This window comes from Devosia sp. XGJD_8 (assembly GCF_046614475.1).
GTDB lineage: Bacteria > Pseudomonadota > Alphaproteobacteria > Rhizobiales > Devosiaceae > Devosia.
Genome location: NZ_JBKJHF010000001.1, coordinates 3,126,449 through 3,148,102 on the forward strand (window position 1 = coordinate 3,126,449; position 21,654 = coordinate 3,148,102).

At 63.2% G+C, this 21,654-nt stretch carries 21 protein-coding genes; 1 reads left to right on the plus strand and 20 read right to left on the minus strand.

From position 1 onward, the window contains the following. Positions 1-65: 65 nt before the first annotated feature. The 3 genes from uxuA to ACLI1C_RS14965 all read right to left on the minus strand — a co-directional run bounded on the left by uxuA (position 66) and on the right by ACLI1C_RS14965 (position 2,315). A complete protein-coding gene (gene uxuA, locus ACLI1C_RS14955) occupies positions 66-1,283 on the minus strand; it encodes a mannonate dehydratase (protein ID WP_411397992.1) in 1,218 nt (405 codons plus the stop codon). Positions 1,284-1,356: 73 nt separating this feature from the next. Further along, positions 1,357-1,704, minus strand: a complete 348-nt coding sequence (locus tag ACLI1C_RS14960) for a DUF4326 domain-containing protein (RefSeq protein WP_411397993.1) — start codon at positions 1,702-1,704, stop codon at positions 1,357-1,359. Continuing rightward, entirely contained in the window at positions 1,701-2,315 is a 615-nt protein-coding gene (locus tag ACLI1C_RS14965; protein WP_411397995.1) for a trimeric intracellular cation channel family protein, read from the minus strand. The genes ACLI1C_RS14960 and ACLI1C_RS14965 overlap by 4 nt, the downstream gene beginning before the upstream one ends. A 77-nt stretch (positions 2,316-2,392) precedes the next feature. On the opposite strand from ACLI1C_RS14965, the gene ACLI1C_RS14970 reads away from it, so the two are divergent. After that, complete coding sequence (locus ACLI1C_RS14970; protein WP_411397997.1) at positions 2,393-3,016, plus strand: hypothetical protein; 624 nt, start codon at positions 2,393-2,395, stop codon at positions 3,014-3,016. Between the two features lie 136 nt (positions 3,017-3,152). Here ACLI1C_RS14970 and ACLI1C_RS14975 read toward each other — a convergent pair whose 3' ends face one another. The 17 genes from ACLI1C_RS14975 to zapE form a co-directional block, all read right to left on the minus strand. Next, the gene (locus ACLI1C_RS14975) at positions 3,153-3,488 is read right to left on the minus strand and encodes a cupin domain-containing protein (RefSeq protein ID WP_411397998.1); all 336 of its coding nucleotides are present in this window, start codon (positions 3,486-3,488) and stop codon (positions 3,153-3,155) included. Between the two features lie 6 nt (positions 3,489-3,494). Beyond that, positions 3,495-4,259: a 2-dehydro-3-deoxy-D-gluconate 5-dehydrogenase KduD gene (gene kduD / locus ACLI1C_RS14980; protein WP_411398000.1), complete on the minus strand. Its 765-nt coding sequence runs from the start codon at positions 4,257-4,259 to the stop codon at positions 3,495-3,497. Then, on the minus strand, positions 4,256-5,092 hold the full coding sequence (kduI, locus tag ACLI1C_RS14985; protein ID WP_411398001.1) for a 5-dehydro-4-deoxy-D-glucuronate isomerase: 837 nt from the start codon (positions 5,090-5,092) through the stop codon (positions 4,256-4,258). The genes kduD and kduI overlap by 4 nt, the downstream gene beginning before the upstream one ends. After that, complete coding sequence (locus tag ACLI1C_RS14990) at positions 5,089-5,838, minus strand: FadR/GntR family transcriptional regulator (RefSeq protein ID WP_411398002.1); 750 nt, start codon at positions 5,836-5,838, stop codon at positions 5,089-5,091. The genes kduI and ACLI1C_RS14990 overlap by 4 nt, the downstream gene beginning before the upstream one ends. Before the next feature lie 2 nt (positions 5,839-5,840). Continuing rightward, positions 5,841-7,124: a TRAP transporter large permease gene (locus tag ACLI1C_RS14995; protein WP_411398004.1), complete on the minus strand. Its 1,284-nt coding sequence runs from the start codon at positions 7,122-7,124 to the stop codon at positions 5,841-5,843. 5 nt (positions 7,125-7,129) lie between these two features. Continuing rightward, the gene (locus ACLI1C_RS15000) at positions 7,130-7,657 is read right to left on the minus strand and encodes a TRAP transporter small permease (protein ID WP_411398005.1); all 528 of its coding nucleotides are present in this window, start codon (positions 7,655-7,657) and stop codon (positions 7,130-7,132) included. A gap of 188 nt (positions 7,658-7,845) precedes the next feature. Then, positions 7,846-8,826 carry a TRAP transporter substrate-binding protein gene (locus ACLI1C_RS15005; protein ID WP_411398007.1) on the minus strand — a complete coding sequence of 327 codons (981 nt, stop codon included), beginning with the start codon at positions 8,824-8,826 and terminating at the stop codon, positions 7,846-7,848. A 352-nt stretch (positions 8,827-9,178) separates the two neighbouring features. Next, complete coding sequence (gene lpdA, locus ACLI1C_RS15010; protein ID WP_411398008.1) at positions 9,179-10,588, minus strand: dihydrolipoyl dehydrogenase; 1,410 nt, start codon at positions 10,586-10,588, stop codon at positions 9,179-9,181. A gap of 21 nt (positions 10,589-10,609) precedes the next feature. Beyond that, positions 10,610-11,242, minus strand: coding sequence for a LysE family translocator (locus ACLI1C_RS15015; protein ID WP_411398010.1), 633 nt, complete (start codon positions 11,240-11,242; stop codon positions 10,610-10,612). A gap of 84 nt (positions 11,243-11,326) precedes the next feature. Next, positions 11,327-11,767 (minus strand): hypothetical protein, encoded by a 441-nt coding sequence (locus ACLI1C_RS15020; RefSeq protein ID WP_411398012.1) that lies wholly within the window; start codon positions 11,765-11,767, stop codon positions 11,327-11,329. A gap of 151 nt (positions 11,768-11,918) precedes the next feature. Further along, positions 11,919-13,199, minus strand: a complete 1,281-nt coding sequence (odhB, locus tag ACLI1C_RS15025; RefSeq protein WP_411398013.1) for a 2-oxoglutarate dehydrogenase complex dihydrolipoyllysine-residue succinyltransferase — start codon at positions 13,197-13,199, stop codon at positions 11,919-11,921. 11 nt (positions 13,200-13,210) lie between these two features. Next, positions 13,211-16,213 carry a 2-oxoglutarate dehydrogenase E1 component gene (locus ACLI1C_RS15030; protein ID WP_411398015.1) on the minus strand — a complete coding sequence of 1,001 codons (3,003 nt, stop codon included), beginning with the start codon at positions 16,211-16,213 and terminating at the stop codon, positions 13,211-13,213. A 227-nt stretch (positions 16,214-16,440) separates the two neighbouring features. Next, a complete protein-coding gene (gene sucD / locus ACLI1C_RS15035; RefSeq protein ID WP_411398017.1) occupies positions 16,441-17,346 on the minus strand; it encodes a succinate--CoA ligase subunit alpha in 906 nt (301 codons plus the stop codon). A 68-nt stretch (positions 17,347-17,414) separates the two neighbouring features. Beyond that, positions 17,415-17,945, minus strand: a complete 531-nt coding sequence (locus tag ACLI1C_RS15040; protein ID WP_411398019.1) for a hypothetical protein — start codon at positions 17,943-17,945, stop codon at positions 17,415-17,417. Between the two features lie 4 nt (positions 17,946-17,949). Next, on the minus strand, positions 17,950-19,143 hold the full coding sequence (gene sucC, locus ACLI1C_RS15045) for an ADP-forming succinate--CoA ligase subunit beta (RefSeq protein ID WP_411398020.1): 1,194 nt from the start codon (positions 19,141-19,143) through the stop codon (positions 17,950-17,952). 134 nt (positions 19,144-19,277) lie between these two features. Further along, on the minus strand, positions 19,278-20,240 hold the full coding sequence (mdh, locus tag ACLI1C_RS15050; protein WP_411398022.1) for a malate dehydrogenase: 963 nt from the start codon (positions 20,238-20,240) through the stop codon (positions 19,278-19,280). A 140-nt stretch (positions 20,241-20,380) separates the two neighbouring features. Then, positions 20,381-21,547 carry a cell division protein ZapE gene (gene zapE, locus ACLI1C_RS15055; RefSeq protein ID WP_411398023.1) on the minus strand — a complete coding sequence of 389 codons (1,167 nt, stop codon included), beginning with the start codon at positions 21,545-21,547 and terminating at the stop codon, positions 20,381-20,383. Positions 21,548-21,654 lie beyond the last annotated feature (107 nt).

The following is a 21,654-nucleotide window of genomic DNA, read 5'->3' on the forward strand; positions in this document are numbered from 1 at the left end:
GAGTCGTAAATTAATGGTCCAAACGTGGAGACAACGGGGGCAGCGTCGCCGCTACCCCCAGATTCTTATCGGACCAGGCCCAGTTGCGCATGTTCCAGCGCAGTCATCACCCCGCGCAGTTCGGCCAGCCCCTTCATCCGCCCGATCGTGGGATAGCCCGGCTGCGAGCGCCGGCCCAGGTCGTCGAGAATGTCCTGGCCATGGTCGGGTCGCATGGGAATGGTGTGGTCCTTGCGGCCCGCCGCCTTGCGCCTGGTCTCCTCGCGCACGATCGCCGCGATGAGCGCCACCATGTCGGTGTCGCCCGCCAGGTGTTCGGCCTCGTAGAACGAGCCGACGATGTCGTCGTTGTCGCGCTTGACGTTGCGCAGGTGCAGGAAGTGCACCTTGTCGCCCAGCCGCTCCATCATCCCCGGCAGGTCATTGTCGGGCCGTGCGCCCAGCGAGCCCGAGCACAGCGTCATGCCATTGGCCGGGCTGTCGACCGCGTCGAGGATGTACTTGTAGTCCGCCTCGGTCGACATCACGCGCGGCAGGCCGAGCAGTGCAAACGGGGGATCGTCCGGGTGGCAGCAGAGCCGCAACCCCAGATCCTCGGCAGTCGGCACCACGGCATCGAGGAAGTCCACGAAATTGGCCCGCAGCCGCTCGCGGCTGATGGCGCCATATTCGTCCAGATGCGCACGCACGTCATCCAGCGACATGGACTCCGTCGAGCCCGGCAGCCCCATCGTCACATTGCGGGCCAGCTGCTTGCGCGCCGTCTCGTCCATGCCCGAAAAGCGCCGCTCCGCCTCATCGGCAATGGCATTGCTGTAGTCGGTTGCCGCCCCCTGCCGTTCCAGCACATGGATGTCGAAGGCGGCGAAATCATTGATGTCGAACCGCATGCACGAGCCGCCATTGGGCACGGTCCAGCGCAGGTCGGTCCGCGTCCAGTCCAGCACCGGCATGAAATTGTAGCAGATGACTTCCATGCCGCTGTCGGCCAGGTTCCGCATGGAAATCTTGTAGTTCTCGATATGCTCGCGCCAGTCGTTCTTCTGCTTCTTGATGTCTTCCGACACCGGCAGGCTTTCCACCACGTCCCAGGTCAGCCCGGACGGCGTGCCGTCCTTGCGCGTGGCCACCTCGGCATGGCGCTTGGCGATCTCCTCGGGCGACCAGACGACCCCATTGGGCACGTGATGCAGGGCACTGACCACCCCTGCCGCACCCACCTGGGTAATGTCATCTATGCTGCACTGGTCCTTGGGACCAAACCATCGCCACGTCTGTCGCAAATCAGGCACTCCAGTTCTTGTATGGTAGTCCTGCCACAGGACTGGTCGGGCGAAAAGCCTTTCTTGGCTTCCGCTAGTCGTTCGCCAGCCTGAGCAGGGTATCGACATGGCAGGGCGAGCCCGCGCGGCACCAGCAGGCAAGGTTCTTGCCGCCCAGCGCGGCGCGGATCGTTTCCTTGCTCGGCGGCGGTCTCGGCCCTTCGATGGCGCCGTTGATCCATTGCCCGTAGCGCGCTACCGCCTCGGCCTGCGCCATGTCTTTCTCCAGCCCCAGCTCGGCGCCCACATCGGCAATGGTGAAGGGATTGCCCCAGGGCCCCGGCCGCGCCACCGATTGCGCCGGCAGCCCGTTCAGCGCCTGGGAAACCGCCTGCAGGTCAAACCCCGCACGCCGCGACAATACGATGCGCGCCGGCGTCATCGCCAATCCCTGTCATAGACAAACTTGGGCATTTCCCACTTCCTGATGATCGCCACCATGCGCAGCGGAAAGCCTACGGCAATGGCCGCGAGGATCACCACGTCGGACGGGATGCCCGCCATCAGCCCGAAATAATAGATCGCCCCGGTAACGAGCGAGACCGTGGCATAGAGCTCGCCCCGGAACACCAGCGGCACGTCATTGCACAGCACGTCGCGCAATATGCCGCCGAAAATGCCGGTGACCATGCCCGCGACCAGCACGATCAGCGGATGGGCGCCTATCTCGATCGCCACCTGGCAGCCGATGATGGTGAACACCACCAGCCCCAGCCCGTCGAGCAGCAGGAAGGGCCAGCGCAACTTGTCCACCACCCGCGCCATGGCGATGGTCGCCAGCGCCGCGCCGCAGACCAGCAGCAGGATATAGGGGTTCCTGACCCAGTAGAGCGGATAGTGGTCGAGAAACAGGTCGCGGATCGTGCCCCCGCCCAGCGCCGTCACGCAGGCCAGCAGGCACACGCCAAACCAGTCCATTTTGCGCCGCCCCGCCGCGAGCGCCGCCGTCATCGCCTCGGCGGCGGTAGCGATATAGAAGATCACGTCCAGCATGCTGAGGTCCTGACGTCGAAACCGGGTTGTGGCGCCGACGTTATCGCACGAGATTGCCGCGTCCAGCGAGAGCCGCCATGCGCCAGCCCAAATCCGTCAAGAGCCTCGAAGACCTCGGCCGCGTCCGCCTCAGCGAAAACTTCTTCCTGCGCGACTTTCTCTATTCCGAAATCGCCGTCATCCACGGCTTTCCCAACATCCCCGACGACCCGGACCTGGCCATCGCCGCCGGCAGCGCGCTGTGCCAGAACCTGCTCGAACCCCTGCAGGCCCGCTTCGGCAAGGTTTCCATCCGCTCGGCCTATCGCTCCTCGGCGGTCAACCATTTCGGCAATATCAACAAGCTCAATTGCGGCCGCAACGAAACCAACCATGCCGGCCATATCTGGGACCGCCGCGACGCCCAGGGCCGCATGGGCGCCACCGCCTGCATCGCCGTCAACCGCTTCGTCCCCTGGTACGAGCGCACCGGCGACTGGGAAGCCATGGCCTGGTGGATCCACGACCACCTGCCCTATTCCGATATGGAATTCTTCCCCAGGCTGGCCGCCTTCAACCTGCAATGGCGCGAAGATCCCGTCCGCCGCATCCACAGCTTCATCCCGCCCCGACGGGGCGTGCTCACCAAACCGGGCATGGACAACTGGACGGGAACACATGATGCGGCCTATGCGGCGATGCTCACCAAACTCGGGGCGTAGACCGGAAGGATTTCAGGTCAGGCCGAGGCGAAAATGGTGGTCGTCGAGAACCGGACCGGAGCGTACGTCGGTACGTGAGGACCGGAAGCGCAGATGACCGCCATTTGCAGACCGGCATCACCTGAAAGACAACGGTCTACAGAAAGTCCGCCCGCAGCGGCGTGAACACATCCACCAGCCGCCCCTTCTCCAGCGCCAGGACGCCATGCACCAGACCCGACGGCACGATGAAGCTCCCGCCGGTGCCGACCACCGCGGTCTTGCCGTCGATCGTCACCTCGAAGCTCCCCTCGGCCACATAGCTCACCTGCACATGCGGATGGCTGTGCAGCGCGCCCACCGCGCCCTTGTCGAAGCCGAATTCCACCTGCATCAGCTCGGGCGTATGGATCAGCACCCGCCGCGTATTGCCCGGCGCGAGCACCACGGTCTCGCCCTCGTCGGCTTGCGCAAATAGTTTCTGTTCAGTCATTCTGGTTCACCTCGCCAGCCAGCCGCCATCCACGGGGATGACAGCGCCATGCATGTAGTTGGAGGCGCCCGACAGCAGGAACACTGCCGCGTCGCCAATGTCGGAGGGCATGCCCCAGCGTCCCGCCGGAATACGCCCCAGGATCGAGGCCGAGCGGTCCGGATCGGCCCGCAGCGCCTCGGTATTGTTGGTTTCGATATAGCCCGGCGCAATGGAATTGACGTTGATGCCCTTGGCCGCCCATTCATTGGCCAGGAGCCGCGTAATGCCCAATACGCCGCTCTTGGACGCCGTATAGCTGGCCACGCGAATACCGCCCTGGAAGCTCAGCATCGACGAGATGTTGACGATCTTGCCACCCCGCCCCGCTGCCAGCGCACGCCGGCCCAGCGACTGGCAGAGGAAGAACATCGTCTTGAGATTGATGTCCATCACCGCGTCCCAGTCCGCCTCGGTAAAGTCCACCGCGTCGACCCGCTTGATGATGCCGGCATTGTTGACCAGCCCGTCGATCGGTCCATGCGCGTCCCAGGCCTCGTCAAACATGGCCTGCGCAGCGCTGGTCGACCCCAGATCGGCATGCACCTCGACGAAGTCCGCCCCCTGCCCCGCCATCAGCGACGCCGTCACTTCCATGCTCGAACGCCCGACCCCGATCACCCGCCCGCCGGCCCGGCCGATCGAGAGGGCAATGCCCTGCCCGATCCCGGTATTGGCGCCGGTGACCATCACAGTCTTGCCACTGAGGCTGAATGCGGTGAGATCGGTCACAGCAGCTCGTCCATCCCGACCTTCTCGACATCGGTATAGTCGACATTGTCGCCAGCCATGGCCCAGATGAAGGTGTAGGAGCCGGTGCCGGCGCCCGAATGGATCGACCAGGGCGGCGAGATCACCGCCTCCTCGTTGCGCACGATCAGGTGCCGAGTCTCGTCCGGTTCGCCCATCAGATGCACCACGAAGGCGTCGGACTTGAGGTCGAAATAGAGATAGGCCTCCATGCGCCGGTCATGCACATGCGCCGGCATGGTGTTCCACACCGAGCCCGGCGCGAAGCTGGTCAGCCCCACCACCAGCTGGCAGGTCTTGACGCTGTCGGCATTGACGAACTGGAAGATGCTGCGCTCGTTGGCGGTCTCCTGGCTTCCCAGGTCCAGCCGCTTGGCGTCGCTCTGCTTGATCAGTGTCGTCGGGTGGCTGGCATGGGCCGGCGCGCTCAGCAGGTAGAATTTTGCGCCCGCCCCGGCAAACTGCACATCCTTGGCGCCCATGCCGACATAGAGCATGTCGCGCGAACCGACCGCATAGTCGGTCCCATCAACCGTGATCGTTCCAGCCTCCCCGATATTGGCAGCGATCAGCTCGCGGCGATCGAGGAAATTGGCCGTACCCGTTGGCTTGATGGTTTCCAGCGCCAGGGACTTGGCACCCGGGGCCGCGCTGCCCACGGCCATGCGGTCATAGTGGGTATAGGTCCAGTTGACCGCGCCGGTCACGAACAGGTCGTTGATCAGGAAATGGTCGCGCAGTTCCTCGGTATTCATTGTCGAGGCGCTGACCGGATCAATGGCGAAGCGGATGTCGAAATCGGTACTCATGGTCATTCCTGGTTGGCCGTCGATTGTTCACGCAGCCGCTGGCGATAGCGCTCCTGGCTCAGCGACAGGTGCTGGCGCATGGCCTCGCGCGCAGCGTCCGCGTCCTGCGCCGAGATAGCTTGCAGAATTCTGAGGTGCTCTTGCTGCAGTCCGGCCTGGTATTCGTAGGTCAGCACGCTTTCCGTGCCCCATGGCGAAGCCACGTCACACGGAATGGTGCGGCTGCCCAGCCCATCCAGCACCTCGATATAGAATGGATTGTTAGTCGCCGCGGCGATGGCGCGGTGAAAGGCGAAGTCGGTCTTGCCGGTCGGCGTACCCAGCTTCATCAGCCGGTCGAACTCGTTCCACGCCTCCTGGATCGCCGCCTCCTGGCTGGCGCTGCGCCGCAGCGCGGCCAGCCCCGCCGACTCGATCTCGATCCCCATGCGCACTTCCAGCACGTTGATCGCCACCGAGATCTTGTTGGACCGGTCGGCCCCGATCGCATTGAACGGCGCCGCCGCATTGGCGACGACAAAGACGCCGGCACCCTGGCGCGACTGCACCAGCCCGTCGGCGGCGAGCGCGGCAATCGCCTCGCGCACCACCGTGCGGCTCACGCCGAAGATCGACGTCATCTGGCTTTCGGTCGGCAGCTTGGCGCCGGCACGGTATTCGCCGGCACTGATGCGCTTGCGCAGCGTGCCGATGACCAGGTCGGCCAGCTTGGGCTTCCGCCCGGTCGCGACAAACTCTTCGCTGAGGCTCATCGTCAGCCCCGGAACAGTGCCGGCAGCCACAGGGACAGCGCCGGGATATAGGTCACCAGCCCGAGCACGACCAACCCGGCCCCATAGAATGGCCAGATGCTCTTCATCGCCTCCCAGACCGAAATCTTGCCCACCGCCGCTGCCACGAACTGCACCGGCCCGAGCGGTGGCGTATTGAGACCAATGCCCAGGTTGAGGATCATGATGACGCCGAAATGCACCGGGTCGATGCCGAATGACTTGGCGATCGGCAGGAAGATCGGCGTGGTGATGATGATCAGCGGCCCCATATCCATGAAGGTGCCGAGCAGCAGCAGCAGCGCGTTGATCATCAGCAGCACCAGCAGCGGATCGCTCGAGATCGCGGCAATGCCGTCGGTCAGAATGATCGCCACCTTGAGATAGGCCATCAGCCAGCCGAAAGAGGCCGCGGCGCCGATGATGAACAGCACCATGGCAGTCGTCCGCACTGCGCCCAGCACGGAATGCACGAACTCGCCCCAGCTCAGCGAGCGATAGACCAGCAGCGTCACCAGCAGCGCATAGAACACCGCGATGCAGGAGCTTTCCGTCGCCGTGAAAATGCCCGAGCGCACGCCGCCGAAGATGATGGCGATCAGCATCAGGCCCGGAATGGCCACGACAAAGAAATAGCCGGCCTTGCGGAAGCCCGGGAACGGCTCGGTCGGATAGCCGCGCTTGATGGCGACGAGATAGGCCGTGATGCTCAGCGCCAGCGCCAGCAACAGCCCGGGGATGATGCCCGCCGTGAACAGGTCGGCAATCGAGATATTGCCGCCGCCGGACAGCGAATAGATGATCATGTTGTGGCTGGGCGGCAGCAGCAGCGCAATCAGCGCCGCCATCGACGTCACGTTCACCGCATAGTCGGCGCCATAGCCGCGCGCCTTCATTTGCGGGATCATGATGCCGCCCACCGCCGCGGCTTCCGCCACGGCCGAGCCGGAAATGCCGCCGAACAGCGTCGAGGCGGCGATGTTGACCTGTCCCAGGCCGCCTCGGACATGCCCGATCAGCGATCCGGCAAATGAGATGATCCGGCTGGCAATGCCGCCGCGCATCATCAGGTCGCCGGCAAATATGAAGAAGGGAATGGCCAGCAGGCTAAAGGCCGAGACGCCAGAATTGAGCTGCTGGAACACCACGATGGCCGGGCGGCCGAGATAGACAATGGTGGCAAAGCTGGCAATGCCCAGGCAATAGGCGATCGGCGTGCCGATCAGCATCAGCACCGTGAATACGCCAAAGAGAATCCAGTATTCCATGCGCGTCAGGCCTCGGTGATCGTCGGGTCGGCGGCGATTTCATCGACCGGTTCGCCGGCCAGGCGCAGCAGGAAGCGCTCGAGGGCGAACAGGCACATCAGCGCGCCCGAAACCACGATTGGGAAATAGGTGAAGGATGTCGGCAGCCCGAGCACCGGTATGCGGGTCGACCAGAACCGGATGGCCAGTTCCCCGCCATACCAGACCATGCCGAAGGCAAAGCCGAAAATGGCGACATCGCTGATCCCGCGCAGCCATGGCTTGGCGCTCGGGGGCAGCACATAGAGCAGCACGTCGAACCCCATGTGGAAATTCTCGCGCACGCCCACTGCGGCGCCCAGGAAGATGAACCAGGTCATCAGCATGATGGCGCCCGCTTCCGTCCAGGACGGCGAGGCATTGATCACGAACCGCATGAACACCTGATAGGCGACCAGCACGGTCATGCTCACCAGGCCGATCCCGGCCAGCCACAATATGGCATTGGAGAGCTTTCCCAGCACGCGGCTGATGGGCAGAAGCCAAGTTTTCATTTCTCGGTAGACCTCATGGTGAGCCTGTCGACCACGAGGGCGTGGCGCATGACTCTCAGTCGACACCCTCCTCTTGTGGCGAAGGGATCAAGGGTGGGGGAGGTTTGGCCCCGATATCGGGGTTCTTCCACCCCCTCCCAGCCGTCCGGTGTGAGGGCGAGATTGGACCTCGCCCTCGTTTGCGCCAACTAGCCCTCGGTCGCCTGGATGCGGGCAACCAGGTCCTGCAGCTTGGGGTCGGTCACATACTTCTCGTAGACCGGCTTCATGGCCTCGATGAAGGGCGCCTTGTCGACTTCGTTGATCACCGCGCCGAGCGCTTCAACGGCAGCCTTGGATTCCACTTCCTTGGCGGCCCAGAGCTCACGCTGCTTGGCGACCGATTCCTTGGCCGCTTCGCGGAACAGCGCCTGGTCCTCGGGGGTCAGGCCATCCCAGACGATCTTGGAAATGACCAGCACTTCCGGAACCATCAGGTGTTCGTTCAGCGAGTAGTACTTGGCAACTTCGGCGTGGCCGGCGGTGTCAAAACTCGGATAGTTGTTTTCGGCGCCGTCGATGACGCCGGTCTGGATACCCGAATAGACTTCGCCATAGGGCATCGGGGTGGCATTGCCGCCAAAGGCCGCAACCATGTCCACGAAGATGTCCGACTGCATGACGCGCATCTTCATACCGGCCATGTCGGCCGGCGTGGTGATGGGCTTCTGGCTGTTGTAGAACGAGCGGGCGCCGCCATCGTAATAGGCCAGCGCGACGACATCCACTGCCTCGAACGCGGCCAGGATTTCCTCGCCGATCGGGCCATCCAGCACGGCATGGAAGTGGTCGGTCGAGCGGAAGATATAGGGCAGCTGGGTCACGGTGGCTTCGGGCACCTGCGTGCCGAAGGCGCCGATCGAGATGCGGTTGAGGTCGATCACGCCGAACTGCGTCTGTTCGATCGTATCGGCTTCCTGGCCAAGCTGGGCGGAGTGGAATACTTCGACCGAATAGCGGCCATCCGTCTTCTCGCTCAGCAGCTCGCCGAAATGCTTGACCGCCTCGACGGTCGGATAGCCATCAGGATGGGTGTCCGATGAGCGCAGCACCGTCTGGGCGCTGGCGGTCGAAACCATCAGGGATGCAGCGACAAGCGCGGTCGCTGCCAACTTAGGCAGATGAAACATTGGTGTCCTCCCAATATGTGGTGGCTTGGGTCCGGCCCGTCCTCGTGCCGTTGCTACCCATGCCCTCGATGCGCGGTCGGGGTCTTCCGTCCCGCCGCTCAAGCCCACCCGCCATCCCTATGGACTCTTGGCAGCCTTGGTGATGAAACTGGTATGGAAGGGCAAGTGATAAGTCAACATACAATGAATGTCATGTTGTATGATGACTTTGGCCTAGGAGTTGGCAGAGGTCATTAGAGCGCCGACCGGATTGCCCCGATCACCCTGACCGACCTTGCGGCGCATGCGCATGCCCAAACGAAAAAGGGCCCCGGCCAAAGCCGGAGCCCTCCTGTCTTCAAAGGCTTGCGCCTCAGATGTGGATCGCGCCGTCACCCAGCGACAGGGCCGCCTCGCGCACGGCTTCCGACAGCGTCGGATGCGCATGGGTCGAGCGCGCCAGGTCTTCGGCGGCGCCGGAGAATTCCATCAGAACCACCAGTTCGTGGATCATCTCGCCGGCATTCTTGCCCACGATATGGGCGCCCAGCACCCGGTCGGTCTCGACATCGGCGAGGATCTTCACGAACCCCTGCGTCGCCAGCATCGCCTTGGCCCGGCCATTGGCGGTGAAGGGGAACTTGCCGATCTTGTAGTCGATGCCCTCGGCCTTGAGCTCATCCTCGGTCTTGCCGACCGAGGCGATTTCCGGATTGGTATAGACCACCGCCGGAATGGCCGCATAATTCACGTGGCCCGCCTGGCCATTGAGGATTTCGGCCACCGCGATGCCCTCATCCTCGGCCTTGTGCGCCAGCATCGGGCCGGCAATCACGTCGCCAATGGCATAGATACCATCGACCGAGGTCTTGTAGTGCTGGTCGACCCGCACGCGGCCGCGCTCATCCAGCGCCACGCCGACAATGTCGAGCCCGAGCCCTTCGGTGAAGGGCTTGCGGCCGATGGCCACCAGCGCCACGTCCGCATCGAGCATTTCCATGTCGCCGCCCTTGGCCGGCTCGACCCGCACCTTGAGCGAGCCATCGTCCTGCTTGTCGATGCCGGCAACCTTGCTCGACAGCTTGAACTCCATGCCCTGCTTCTGCAGCATGCGCTGGAACTGCCGCGCCACTTCGCTGTCCATGCCGGGCAGGATGCGGTCGAGATATTCGACCACCGTTACCTGCGCACCCAGCCGTGCCCAGACCGAACCGAGCTCGAGCCCGATCACGCCGGCGCCGATCACCAGGAGCTTGCCCGGAACCTTCTCCAGCAGCAGCGCCCCGGTCGAGGTCACCACCGTCTTCTCGTCGATCTCGATCCCCGGCAGGCCGGCCGAAACCGAACCCGTGGCGATGACGATATTCTTGGTCTCGACCTCGGTAGCCGCCCCGCTCTGCGGCGTCACCAGCACCTTGCCCGGCGCGGTAATCGTGCCGATGCCACGCAGCGTCGTGATCTTGTTCTTCTTGAACAGATAGTCGACGCCCCCGACATTGGCCGCCACCGTCTCGGTCTTGTGGGTCATCATCTGCGGCAGGTTCAGCACCGGCGCCGGAATATCGATGCCCAGCGCCTTGAAGCCATGCCCGGCCTCTTCGAACATTTCGGAGGCATGCAGCAGCGCCTTGGACGGGATGCAGCCGATATTGAGGCAGGTGCCGCCCAGCGTGGACCACTTCTCCACGACCGCTACCTTCATCCCCAGCTGTGCCGCGCGGATCGCCGCGACATAGCCGCCCGGACCCGAGCCGATGATGGTGAGGTCGAAAACGTCTGCCATGATAGGAGCCCCGAAACCTGTTTAGTGTTGCTGCGCGATCGCCACGCGGACCGCCAGCACGATGAACGTAATGCCGGTGACGCGATTAAACCACCGGCCAAAGCGGAAAAAACCTTGCCGCACGGAGGGTGTCGTAAAGAAAACCGAGACCAATGCGAACCAGGCAAAAAGCATGATGCTCATGCAGGCCACGTAGAGCACCTTGATGTCGCCCCCGGTCCGCACCGAAACCAGCGTGGTGAACAGCGCGAGGAAGAACAGCACGGCCTTGGGATTGAGCAGGTTGGTCAGGAAACCCAGTGCAAAGGCGGCAAAGTCGCCACGTCGTGCCGCGGCCAGGTCACCCTCGGCTGGTGGCTGCGGCGGCGGGCTGCGCAGCGCCGAAATGGCCAGCCACACTAGGTAAGCCGCGCCGGCCCACTTGAGAATGTTGAACAGCAGCAGCGACTGCCCCACGATCACGCCAAGCCCCAGCAACGTATAGCTGCCATGGACCAGGATCGAGGTCGCGATACCCGCCGAGGTGAACAATGCGGCCCGCCGCCCATGGGCAATCGACTGGCGCAGCACCATGGCAAAGTCGGCGCCCGGAATGACGGCATTGATGCCGAAGGCCAGCATAAGTCCGGCAAATTCAAGCCAGGGAAAGTCCATCGGGCCACCGCTACTCTATTGCGGCTAATCCGTTACACCAGCGCGCCGCCCCCGGCAACGCAGCTCGCCACGTCGCGCCGAAAATCATTCCGAAGCGATCGCCTGCGCTTTCTCCAGCGTGGCCGGGAGCTGCTTGTCGATATCGAGCGCCCCGCCCTCCACCTGCTCAAGAAAGGCCCGGCAGAAGGTGTCCTTGTCCGACGCCTGGTTATAGGCGCTCATGATCTGCTCGCCGCCATAGGTCTCGGCGCTCTGCTTCTGCCCTTCCGCGCCCCCACCCAACCGGGCGATGACCCGGTCGGCAAGGTCGAGAAAGCCGATATTGCGCAGATACCAGTTGTCGTTGGCGCTCTGATAGGCGGCATCGAGCCCGGTGGTCTCGTAGCAATGCGTCGTCATGGCCGAGACAATGGCACGCGAGCCGTGAAAGGCCATGAGTTCGCCGATCAGTTCGGCGTCACCCGTCTCCTGCGCCCAGGCGGCAGGAGAAACCAGACACATCATCAGTACCATCAATCGCTTCAACAAGTCGCTCCCGGCCACGCATTACAAGGCCGCCTTCATAGCGGTCCAACGTCCTACCAAATCCTTAACCGGCCCCCCGGTCCACGCGAACGTGACCAAAAGAAAGGCCCGCCGGAGCGGGCCTTCCAGATAGGCAGGACAATGCGGCGATCTAGAGGTCGAGCACGAGGCGTTCCGGTGCTTCAAGGCTCTCCTTGACGCGCACCAGGAAGGTCACGGCTTCCTTGCCGTCCACGATCCGGTGGTCGTAGCTCAGCGCCAGGTACATCATCGGGCGGATGACGATCTGCCCGCCAACCACCACCGGACGCTCCTGGATCTTGTGCATGCCCAGAATGCCCGACTGCGGGGCATTGAGAATGGGCGTGCTCATCAGCGAGCCATAGACGCCACCATTGGAAATGGTGAAGGTGCCACCCTGCATGTCGGCCATGGAGAGCTGGCCGTCACGGGCCTTCTTGCCCATGGCGTTGATGCCCTTCTCGATTTCGGCAATCGACATCTGGTCGGCATTGCGGATCACCGGCACGACGAGGCCCTTGTCGGTACCCACGGCCACACCGATATGGGCGTACTGCTTGTAGACCAGGTCGTCGCCATCGATCTCGGCATTGATCGAGGGGATTTCCTTGAGCGCGTGAACCACGGCCTTGGTGAAGAAGCCCATGAAGCCCAGCTTGACGCCGTGCTTCTTCTCGAACAGCTCCTTGTACTGGGTCCGCAGTTCCATCACCGGAGCCATGTCCACCTCGTTGAAGGTGGTCAGCATCGCGGCAGTGTTCTGCGCATCCTTGAGGCGGCGGGCAATGGTCTGGCGCAGCCGGGTCATCTTGACCCGCTCTTCGCGGCTGGCATCGTCCGCCGAAACCGGCGCACGCGGCGCGGCTGGCGCCTTGGGCGCTTCGGCGGGCTTGGCGGCCGGGGCCGCGGCAGGCGCTGCCTGGGCCACGGCCGGAGCCGGCTTGGCCATGGCGGACAGCACGTCTTCCTTGAGCACCTGGCCACGCTTGCCGGACCCATCGATCTCCGAAGCAGCAAGACCGCTCTCGTTGATCAGCTTCTGTGCCGACGGCGCCGGCGCCATGCTGGTCGCAGCGGCCGGCGCGGCCTCCGGCTTTACCGGCTCGGGGCCGGCGGCGTTGGCGGCAGGCACGTCTTCCTTGACCTCGGCCGGCTTGGCGGCAGCTGCAGCGCCGGCGCCACCGATGGCGCCGAGCAGTGCGCCCACATCCACGGTCTCGCCCGGCTGGGCCGAGATGGCTTCGAGCACACCCGCAGCAGGCGCAGGGACTTCGATGGTCACCTTGTCGGTTTCAAGCTCGACGATGGGCTCATCGGCAGAAACGGTGTCACCCACCTTCTTGAACCACTGGCCGATCGTGGCCTCGGTGACGCTTTCGCCAAGTGTGGGGACGCGGATTTCAGTCGACATTGTTCTGTCCTTTATTGGCCGAGCGCTTCGTCGAGGAAGGCCTGCAGTTGAGCAAGATGGGTCCGCATCAGACCCGTGGCAGTCGAGGCCGATGCCGGGCGCCCGGTATAGCGGACACGCTGGCCGGTCCGGCCCATCTGGTCGAACACCCATTCAACATAGGGCTGAATGAAAGCCCAGGCACCCATATTCTTGGGCTCTTCCTGGCACCAGATGATCTCGGCATTCTTGAAGCGGCTCAGCTCGTCCAGCAGCGCCTTGGCCGGGAACGGGTAGAGCTGCTCGATGCGCAGCAGATAGACATCGTTGATGCCCTTCTTCTCGCGATCTTCCAGCAGGTCATAATAGACCTTGCCGGTGCACAGCACGACGCGACGGATTTTGTCGTCGCTGGCCAGCTTGATCGTGGTCTTGGGCACGCCCGGCGCTTCGGCATCGTCCCAAAGCAGGCGATGGAAGCAGGAATCGACACCCATCTCGACAAGGCCCGAGACGGCGCGCTTGTGGCGCAACAGGCTCTTGGGCGTCATCAGGATCAGCGGCTTGCGGAAGTCGCGGGTCACCTGCCGGCGCAGGGCGTGGAAATAGTTGGCCGGCGTGGTGCAGTTGGCAACCTGCATATTGTCTTCGGCGCACAGCTGCAGGAACCGCTCGGGACGGGCCGAGGAATGCTCAGGCCCCTGCCCTTCATAGCCATGCGGCAACAGCATCACGAGGCCCGACATGCGGAACCACTTGCGCTCGCCCGAGCTGATGAACTGGTCGATCACCACCTGGGCACCGTTCACGAAGTCGCCGAACTGGGCTTCCCAGATGGTCAAAGCCTTCGGCTCCGCCAGCGAGTAGCCATATTCGAACCCGAGCACGGCTTCTTCCGAGAGCATCGAGTTGATGACCTCGTAGCGGCTCTGATCCTCGGCGAGGTTGTTGAGCGGGGTATAGCTCTTGTTGTCGACGAGCTGGTCATTCAGCACCGAGTGGCGCTGGCTGAACGTCCCGCGTTCCACATCCTGGCCACTGAGGCGCACGGGGTGGCCGTCGGTCACCAGCGTGCCGAAAGCCAGGGCCTCGGCCGTGGCCCAGTCGATGCCCTCGCCCGATTCGATGGCCGCCAGGCGATTGTCCATGAAACGCTTGACCGTCTTGTGGACGTTGAAGCCTTCCGGAATGCGCGTCAGCGCCGTGCCGATCTTGGCCAGCTGCTCGATTTCAACGCCCGTATCGCCGCGACGCGGACCTTCCTGGTCGGCGGGCTTGAAATCCTTCCAGGCGCCATCCAGCCAGTCGGCCTTGTTCGGGCGATAGTCCTGCCCGGCCTCGAACTCGCTTTCGAGCTTGGCACGCCAGTCGGCTTTGAGCTTGTCGATCTCGGCAGTGGTGAGGTGTCCCTCGGCCACCAGCTTCTCCGAATAGAGCTCCAGCGTCGACTTGTGCGACCGGATCTTGGAGTACATCAGCGGCTGGGTGAAGCTCGGCTCGTCGCCTTCGTTGTGACCGAAGCGGCGATAGCAGAACATGTCGATGACGACGGGCTTGGCGAACTTCTGGCGATATTCCACCGCCACCTTGGCCGCGAAGACCACCGCTTCCGGATCGTCGCCATTCACGTGCAGGACCGGCGCCTCGATCATCTTGGCGACGTCCGTCGGGTATGGCGACGAGCGCGAATACATCGGGCTGGTGGTGAAGCCGATCTGGTTGTTGATGACGAAGTGGATCGAGCCACCCGTGCGGTGCCCCTTGAGGCCGCTGAGGCCCAGGCATTCGGCGATCACGCCCTGCCCGGCAAAGGCCGCATCGCCATGGATCAGCAGCGGCAGCACCATGGAGCGATCCGGACGACCATCCACCGCGATATTGACCAGCTTTCCGTCTGGCGAGATGTGCTGGTCCTGCTTGGCGCGCGACTTGCCCAGCACCACGGGATCGACGATCTCGAGATGGCTGGGATTGGCCGTCAGCGACAAATGCACCTTGTTGCCGTCGAACTCACGGTCCGACGATGCACCCAGATGGTACTTGACGTCGCCCGATCCCTCGACGTCCTCGGGGTAGAATGCCCCGCCCTTGAATTCATGGAAAAGCGCGCGATGCGGCTTGCCCATCACCTGGGTCAGCACATTGAGGCGCCCGCGATGGGCCATGCCCAAGACGATGTCCTTGATGCCCAGCGCGCCACCGCGCTTGATGATCTGCTCGAGCGCCGGAATGGTCGATTCACCACCATCCAAGCCAAAGCGCTTCGTGCCGGTATACTTGACGTCGATGAACTTCTCGAAGCCCTCGGCTTCGACAAGCTTGCTCAGGATCGCCTTCTTGCCTTCTTTGGTGAAGGTGATTTCCTTGTCCGGCCCCTCGATGCGCTCCTGGATCCACTGCTTGGCTTCAGGATCGGAGATATGCATGAACTCGATGCCAAGCGTACCGCAATAGGTGCGCTTGAGGATCGCCAGCATTTCGGGAATGGTCGCGTATTCAAGGCCGAGATAGTTGTCGATGAAGATCTTGCGACCGTAGTCCGCCTCGGTGAAGCCGTAGCTCTTCGGATCGAGCTCGGGCGCCGGTTCGTCGGCCTTCATCTTGAGCGGGTCGAGATCGGCGTGCAGGTGCCCGCGCATGCGGTAGGCACGGATCATCATGATGGCGCGGATGGAATCCCGCGTGGCCTGCAGCACGTCGGCGACGCTGCTCTTGGGGACGCCCAGGGCCTCGGCCTTCTTGGACACGGCCTTTTCGGTCTTGATGGCGATTTCGCCCCAGTTGCCGTCCAGCGCACTGACCAGCTCGCCATTGGCGCTCTGCGGCCAGTCCGTGCGGCCCCAGCTTGGGCCCTCGGCATTCTGCTGGGCGACGCCCTCGGCGTCATCGAGCTTGGAAAAGAAGCTTTTCCACGTCTCATCGACGCTTGCCGGATCGGTCTTGTACCGGGAATAGAGCTGTTCGATGTAGTCGGCGTTCCCACCATAGAGGAACGAGGTCAGCAAGAACGTGTCGTTCTTTTCCTGTCGTGTCATCGCGTTTTCATGCGAGGCCCACGCCCCGCCATCCTTCTGAACGGACCGGCGGTAAGGCCAGTCTCATGCGGTCCCTGATTTGATCGGATACTGACCGCTTATCCTTAGTATCCTGTTAAGTGTAACGGCCCCTGAGCAGGGCCGTGGCTCATGTAAAACATACAAGCTTCGGGCACATTTGGCGTAACACCGTTCTGTGTCCGAAGCGCGACCGACTTTGGGCTTACTCAGCCCTTCAGCACTTCCGCCAGCGTCCGCCCGATGCGGGCCGGCGACTTCGAGACGCGGATGCCTGCCGCTTCCATCGCCGCGATCTTGTCTTCGGCGCCGCCCTTACCACCCGAAATTACGGCGCCAGCATGGCCCATCGTGCGGCCCTTGGGAGCCGTCAGGCCCGCGATGAAGCCGGCCATCGGCTTGCTGCGGCCGCGCTTGGCTTCGTCGATCAGGAACTGCGCCGCGTCTTCCTCGGCCGAACCGCCGATTTCGCCGATCATGATGATCGACTTGGTCGCTTCGTCGGCAAGGAACATTTCGAGCATGTCGATGAACTCGGTACCCTTGACCGGGTCACCACCGATACCCACGGCAGTGGTCTGGCCAAGGCCTTCATTGGTGGTCTGGAACACCGCTTCATAGGTAAGCGTGCCCGAGCGGGAAACAATGCCCACCGAACCCTTCGAGAAGATCGAACCGGGCATGATGCCGATCTTGCATTCTTCCGGCGTCAGCACGCCCGGGCAGTTCGGCCCGATCAGCCGCGACTTGGACTTTTCGAGCTTTGCCTTGACCCGCACCATGTCGAGCACCGGCACGCCTTCGGTGATGCAGACGATCAGCGGGATTTCCGCATCGATGGCTTCCTCGATGGCCGCGGCGGCACCAGCCGGCGGCACATAGATCACCGAGGCATTGGCGCCCGTGCGTTCCTTGCCCTCGGCCACCGAGGTGAAGATCGGCAATTCAGTGCCATCGACACCCGACGACCAGGTTTCGCCGCCCTTCTTGGGATGAGTACCACCCACCATCTTGGTGCCGTAATAGGCCAGCGCCTGTTCGGTATGGAACGTCCCGGTCTTGCCGGTCAGGCCCTGTACGAGTACGCGGGTATCTTTGTTGACGAGGATGGACATCTACTTCTCTTCCGTCGTTTGGGCGCTCGGCGCCGTCTTCCGCCTGCCGGAGCAAGGCGCCGTTAAACTCATTCGGCCGCTGCGGCCTTGACTGTATTTATCGACAGCTGCACCACGAAAGCCTCCTGGCTCCAATGCGCCAGCAGCAGCCGGTCGGTGGCGCCATCGGCGCCCGTGAGGCTGGCAAAGCTGCCATCCCCGTTCTGGATGGCTTCGCCTTCATAGCGATCGAGCTGCTGGATGGCCTGGATCAGGCTCTGCCCGTCGCCGGCCGGCTCCGCCACATCCACCCGGCAATAGCCGAACGTATTCTGCGGATAGCTTTCCACCAGCGCGAACATGTTCGCATAGCCCAGGCCCGGCACGTCCTTGCTGCCGGCATAGGATTTGACGAAGGGGCTTTCGCTCTCCTGGTCATAGGCATCCCAGCCCTTGGCAATGGCCGCTTCCACGGCCAGCACGTCGCCGGCAGCAAAGGTCTCGCACATTTCGAGCACCTGCACGCTTTGCGGCGTGGCAGCTGCCTTGACCTTGCCCTGCGCCACCACCGGGGTGGTGCACAGGGCCAGGCCGACGATGAGTGCGAAGCCGGCGCGCATGGCGCTAGCCCTGCACGGCCTTGACGATCTTCTGGGCGGCATCGTCGAGGTCGTCGGCCGAGATCACGTTGAGGCCGGACTGGTCGAGGATGGCTTTGCCTTCCTTGACATTGGTGCCTTCGAGGCGAACCACCAGCGGCACCTGCAGGCCCACTTCCTTGACCGCGGCAATCACGCCCTCGGCGATCACGTCGCAGCGCATGATGCCGCCGAAGATGTTGACCAGGATCCCCTTCACCGCCGGATCGGCCGTGATGATCTTGAACGCTGCCGTGACCTTCTCCTTGGAGGCGCCACCGCCCACATCGAGGAAGTTCGCCGGCTCGGCGCCATAGAGCTTGATGATGTCCATGGTCGACATGGCCAGGCCCGCGCCGTTCACCATGCAGCCGATATTGCCATCCAGCGCCACATAGGCGAGGTCATACTTGGACGCTTCGATTTCCTTGGCGTCTTCTTCGCTGAGATCGCGCAGGGGCTTGAGCTCTTCGTGGCGGAACGCCGCATTGTTGTCGAAGCTCACCTTGGCGTCGAGCACGCGCAGGTGGCCGTCGGTCATCACGATCAGCGGGTTCACTTCCAACAGGCTCATGTCGGTTTCGGTGAACGCCTTGTAGAGGATCGGGAACAGCTTGGCCGCATCGGCCTTGGCATCGCCCTCGAGCTTGAGCGCCGACACGATGGTGGCCACATCGGCCTCGGTCACGCCGGTGGTCGGGTCGATATCGACGGTGATGATCTTCTCGGGCGTGTGCTCTGCAACCGCCTCGATATCCATGCCGCCCTCGGTCGAAACCACGAAGGACACCCGGCCGCTTTCACGGTTGACCAGCAGCGAGCAATAGAGCTCGCGGGCAATGTCGGCGCCGTCTTCGATATAGAGGCGGTTGACCTGCTTGCCGGCATCGCCGGTCTGCTTGGTCACCAGCGTATTGCCCAGCATTTCCTTGGAGAAGGCCACGACGTCGTCGATGGTCTTGGCCAGCCGCACGCCGCCCTTGGCATCGGGCCCGAGTTCCTTGAACTTGCCCTTGCCGCGTCCGCCGGCATGGATCTGGCTCTTGACCACATAGAGCGGCCCCGGCAACGACTTGGCGGCCGCCTCGGCTTCATCTGCCGAGAAGATCGCCACGCCTGCGGCGACCGGCGCGCCATAGCCCTTGAGCAGTTCCTTGGCCTGGTGTTCATGGATATTCATTGTCTTGACCCTTTGTGAGGCACCTGGTGGTGCTCTGGGAGCCATCCGCCGCGACGGATGGCGTGGATTTCGAGAGCCGGAGCCGGAAGCGCAGAAAGCCCCGCCAGATGACGGCGGGGCCTTTCAGAGCGCGATCAGGCCAGCTTCGGCGCGATCTTCTTGCAGGCCTCGATCAGCCCCTCGACGGCGCCGACCGACTTGTCGAACGCCTTTTGCTCGGCAGAATTGAGCGAAATCTCGATGACCTTCTCGGCACCACCGGCGCCGATGACCACGGGGACACCCACATAGGTGCCCTTCACGCCATACTGGCCGTCGAGATAGGCCGCGGCCGGCAGCACGCGCTTCTTGTCCTTGAGATAGCTCTCGGCCATCGCAATCGCCGAGGTCGCCGGAGCATAGAAGGCCGAGCCGGTCTTGAGCAGGCCGACGATCTCGGCGCCGCCGTCGCGGGTACGCTGGATGATGGCGTCGAGCTTTTCCTTGCTCATCCAGCCCATCTTGACGATGTCGGTCAGCGGAATGCCGGCAACCGTCGAATAGCGGGCCAACGGCACCATGGTGTCGCCATGGCCGCCCAGCACGAAGGCATTGATGTCTTCGACCGATACCTTGAGTTCATCTGCGATGAAATGGACGAAGCGCGAGCTGTCCAGTACGCCGGCCATGCCGATCACCTGATTGGTGGGCAGGCCGCTGAACTTCTGCAGCGCCCAGACCATGGCGTCGAGCGGGTTGGTGATGCAGATGACGAAGGCCTTGGGTGCATACTTTGCAATGCCCGCGCCCACCTGCTCCATCACCTTGAGGTTGATTTCCAGCAGATCGTCGCGGCTCATGCCCGGCTTGCGCGGCACGCCGGCAGTAACGATGACGACGTCAGCGCCCTTGAGGTCTTCATACTTGGATGTGCCGGTGATCTTGGCATCATAGCCTTCCACCGGGGCCGACTGGGAGATGTCGAGCGCCTTGCCCTGCGGCACGCCGTCGACGATATCGAACAATACGATGTCGCCGAGGTCCTTGAGAGCCGCCAGATGGGCGAGCGTCCCGCCGATCTGACCCGAGCCGATAAGAGCGATCTTCTTGCGCGCCATTAGTCCTCATCCCAGACTGCGTTGAATTGGCGCACGTCTTAACCCTGTCGGTCGGCACGGGCAAGTGAACCCTTCGTCGTAAAGGCGTTTTGGCCCTTGCTGATGGGTGAAGGGGTGGTGCCGGATGGGCACCTCTCGCTTCAGCCCGGTTCTGCCGGGGCCTGCACACCCTCGCTCGGTTCGTCCCGCAGCGCCTTGGCCAGGTATTCCTCGGACTGCATCTCGACTAGGCGAGACACCGTGCGCTGGAATTCAAACGCCGTCTTGTCGTCCTTGCCCAGTTGCTCCAGCGGCACGGCAAAGCTTGCGCCGAGCTTGACCCCGCGATCATAGAGGTTGTCGATGAGCAGGATGAACCGCTTGGCCGCGTCCGATTTGCTGCGGTCCATCTGCGGCACGCCGTCGATGATGATCGAATCGAACTGGTGGGAAATCCGCACGAAGTCGCGCGAGCCCAGCGGCTTCTCGCAGAGGTCGGCAAAGCCGAACCGCGCCGCACCCATGGCCACCAGAGGTACATGGATCTTCCGCCCGGTGCTTTCGACCACACCTGGCGCACCGGGCTCTCCCCCCGTGATGCGCAGCCACAGCCGGTCCATCTCCGCCTTTGCCTCTGGCCCGGAGCCAAACGCATAGACATGCTGGCCGGCAAATTTCATCCGCCGATAGTCCCGCTCCGCCTCGAGCGAAGCCACGACGGCATGCTGCTTGAGCAGGGCGATGAAAGGCAGGAAGAGCTGGCGATTGAGCCCGTCCTTGTAGAGCTCGTCCGGCACCACATTCGAGGTTGCCACCAGCGTCACACCCTGGGCGAACAGCTTGTCGAACAACCGGTACAGCAACATCGCATTGGTGATGTCGTGCACATGGAATTCGTCAAGACACAGCAGCCGCAAACCCGACTTGACGATCGGCTTGACCACCGCTTCGACCGGATCGGCATCCTTGCCCTTGGCGCTCTTGCGGAATTTGGCCATTCCCGCATGGATCTCGTCCATGAACTCGTGGAAGTGCACCCGCCGCTTGTGCTTGGTCGGCACGGCGGCAAAGAACAGGTCCATCAGCATGGTCTTGCCGCGTCCCACCTCGCCGTGGAGATAGAGCCCACGGACTGGCTCGCCCTTGTCGAACAGCTTGCCGAACAGCCCCTTGGGCCGGTCTGCTTCCAGACCCGCCAGCACGCCATCGAGCAGCCCCGCCGCCTTGCGCTGCGCCGGGTCGGCAATGAGAACACCACGACCCACCAGCTCCGCATAGGCGGAGGTGACGGGTCCGGTATTCTTGTGCTTGGAGTGAGCGGCAGACAAGCGCCAAAACTCTCGGTAGTCGGGTCAGGCCGAGTCGAGAACCGCGATCTTGGAGAACCGGCGCGCAGCGTATCTTAGGATACGTGAGCACCGGAAGCGCACAAGAT

What these genes read in the sequence shown, in the direction of transcription:
- ACLI1C_RS14965 (WP_411397995.1), bottom strand. Translation starts at nt 2,315, where the DNA reads ATGCTGGACGTGATCTTCTATATCGCTACCGCCGCCGAGGCGATGACG.
- ACLI1C_RS15000 (WP_411398005.1), bottom strand. Translation starts at nt 7,657, where the DNA reads ATGAAAACTTGGCTTCTGCCCATCAGCCGCGTGCTGGGAAAGCTCTCC.
- mdh (WP_411398022.1), bottom strand. Translation starts at nt 20,240, where the DNA reads ATGGCGCGCAAGAAGATCGCTCTTATCGGCTCGGGTCAGATCGGCGGG.
- odhB (WP_411398013.1), bottom strand. Translation starts at nt 13,199, where the DNA reads ATGTCGACTGAAATCCGCGTCCCCACACTTGGCGAAAGCGTCACCGAG.
- ACLI1C_RS14970 (WP_411397997.1), top strand. Translation starts at nt 2,393, where the DNA reads ATGCGCCAGCCCAAATCCGTCAAGAGCCTCGAAGACCTCGGCCGCGTC.
- sucC (WP_411398020.1), bottom strand. Translation starts at nt 19,143, where the DNA reads ATGAATATCCATGAACACCAGGCCAAGGAACTGCTCAAGGGCTATGGC.
- ACLI1C_RS14990 (WP_411398002.1), bottom strand. Translation starts at nt 5,838, where the DNA reads ATGAGCCTCAGCGAAGAGTTTGTCGCGACCGGGCGGAAGCCCAAGCTG.
- ACLI1C_RS15030 (WP_411398015.1), bottom strand. Translation starts at nt 16,213, where the DNA reads ATGACACGACAGGAAAAGAACGACACGTTCTTGCTGACCTCGTTCCTC.
- lpdA (WP_411398008.1), bottom strand. Translation starts at nt 10,588, where the DNA reads ATGGCAGACGTTTTCGACCTCACCATCATCGGCTCGGGTCCGGGCGGC.
- kduI (WP_411398001.1), bottom strand. Translation starts at nt 5,092, where the DNA reads ATGACCATGAGTACCGATTTCGACATCCGCTTCGCCATTGATCCGGTC.
- ACLI1C_RS14995 (WP_411398004.1), bottom strand. Translation starts at nt 7,124, where the DNA reads ATGGAATACTGGATTCTCTTTGGCGTATTCACGGTGCTGATGCTGATC.
- sucD (WP_411398017.1), bottom strand. Translation starts at nt 17,346, where the DNA reads ATGTCCATCCTCGTCAACAAAGATACCCGCGTACTCGTACAGGGCCTG.
- ACLI1C_RS14960 (WP_411397993.1), bottom strand. Translation starts at nt 1,704, where the DNA reads ATGACGCCGGCGCGCATCGTATTGTCGCGGCGTGCGGGGTTTGACCTG.
- ACLI1C_RS15015 (WP_411398010.1), bottom strand. Translation starts at nt 11,242, where the DNA reads ATGGACTTTCCCTGGCTTGAATTTGCCGGACTTATGCTGGCCTTCGGC.
- ACLI1C_RS14975 (WP_411397998.1), bottom strand. Translation starts at nt 3,488, where the DNA reads ATGACTGAACAGAAACTATTTGCGCAAGCCGACGAGGGCGAGACCGTG.
- ACLI1C_RS15005 (WP_411398007.1), bottom strand. Translation starts at nt 8,826, where the DNA reads ATGTTTCATCTGCCTAAGTTGGCAGCGACCGCGCTTGTCGCTGCATCC.
- ACLI1C_RS15040 (WP_411398019.1), bottom strand. Translation starts at nt 17,945, where the DNA reads ATGCGCGCCGGCTTCGCACTCATCGTCGGCCTGGCCCTGTGCACCACC.